A 1,599-nucleotide genomic window follows, 5' to 3' on the forward strand; every position below is an offset into this window, starting at 1 on the left:
GAGCGGGGGTCGCCAACCGGTCCGGCTCCGGGGGGGTAGAGCCGGTCCCGTTTCAGAAGAAAGCTTTCAACACTTCACCAGGGCATGGCAAGGGACATGCAATGCGGCCCCGTGCACACTCACTCCAGTTTAGGGAGATACCCACGTATGCTGCCCGATCCACTTGAGTTTCGTCGAGGAGCAATCTGCAATTTCCGCCAAGTTTTTTCGACGTAACCATACAACTACTCTCCGTTGCCGAATCCGGACACCCCACCACAGCCCTATATTGCTCACTCAGCGTGAGCATGGACGGCCGCTCACCCACCCGCGGAGCATCGTGATCTCACACCAAAGACATATATGAGGAGATACGGGAGGTTCATCCGATTGTGTCACAATTTGGTGAAGATGATTGGTAAAGGTCTTGCTTCTGGGGGTTCCCATCAGGGCGGATCCGACGTAGAAAGGTGTCACGGACGGATTGTCCGGGCACGGCCGCCGGGCACCCACGCGCGACCAGCCGCGGGAGGCGCGTCGAGACGGGCTTGACCCGCTCCGACGGATACGAGGTGCACGCTTGGTAACCCGGTGCGACGTGCCGGCGACGGCGTCCCAGTCCAGGGACGCCGTCCGCTGTGTTTACGGCCCGCCGGTGCGCGGCGAAGGGGCGGCGGGCGCGTGACGCGCCCTCGCTACGCTGGCACTTCTGCCAAGGCCCCAGGTAGATCGATCACTGTGCGTCAGCCGCGCTGCAGCGCTTCGCACACCGCGGTGGCCTCTCGGACGCCGAGTGTCACCGCCAGGGCACAGTGCCGTAACCATTGGCCGACTCCATCGCGACTGCCCGTCAGGTATGCCTGAAGGTTCTCGCCGTACGACGACTCGGCATGGCCGACCTCGACGGTGGCGAGCGACTTCGGGTCGAGTCCGAACTCTGTCAGCGTCAGGCGTTCGGCGGCCCGGGCCACGAGGCCGTCGGCCACTCCGAAGGGTCTGAGCACGGCTATCTCGGCGTGTACGACGGCCGCCAGGACCACCGCAGAGGCCTTGGTCTCGCCTGTGACCAAGGCGACGAGCGCGTCTATGCGCGCCGCGGTCTCCTCGGCGGAGGGGGCCGGGCCGAGGCCGAGAGGGTCGTTCGGCGGGACGCCGGGCGCGTCGGCGACTCGCGGACGGCCCAACCGGGCCTCCTCCACCAGGCCGGCGGCGGCGAGCGTGTGGAGGCGGGCCAGTACCTGACGTGGGGCCGTACGCCAGGTCTCGCTGAGCCGGCCCAGCTCGGCGGAGACGCGCAGCGCGCCCTGCACCAGGGGGTCCGTCACCTGGCCCGCGCGCAGCGGGCCGAGCGGGGCGTCCACGCCTTCCAGCGCGGCGGAGGCGCGGGCGCCGCGCAGCGCGGATTCGGCCGACACCTCAGGACTGCGACGTCGCAGTACACGGTGGCGGTAGAGCCGGTCCACCGCTTCCCTGGCCTCGGTGACGGCCTCGGGTACGCCGGGGAGTTCGGCGATCACCGCCAATGGGTCACTCACACCGCCCGACCCTACCGAGGCGGTGGTCAGAGCCTCCCAGGTGGGGAGGGCCTGGGAGGGTGCCAACGTCTCGTGTTCCTGGCAC

Annotated in this window: 1 protein-coding gene; it reads right to left on the reverse strand. The window is 68.0% G+C overall.

Annotated features, from left to right (window positions below; translation table 11 throughout):
• Positions 1-722: 722 nt before the first annotated feature.
• The gene (locus C1I98_RS38710; RefSeq protein WP_111172164.1) at positions 723-1,514 is read right to left on the reverse strand and encodes a Fic family protein; all 792 of its coding nucleotides are present in this window, start codon (positions 1,512-1,514) and stop codon (positions 723-725) included.
• Positions 1,515-1,599 lie beyond the last annotated feature (85 nt).

This window comes from Spongiactinospora gelatinilytica, assembly GCF_003236385.1.
GTDB classification, from domain to species: domain Bacteria; phylum Actinomycetota; class Actinomycetes; order Streptosporangiales; family Streptosporangiaceae; genus Spongiactinospora; species Spongiactinospora gelatinilytica.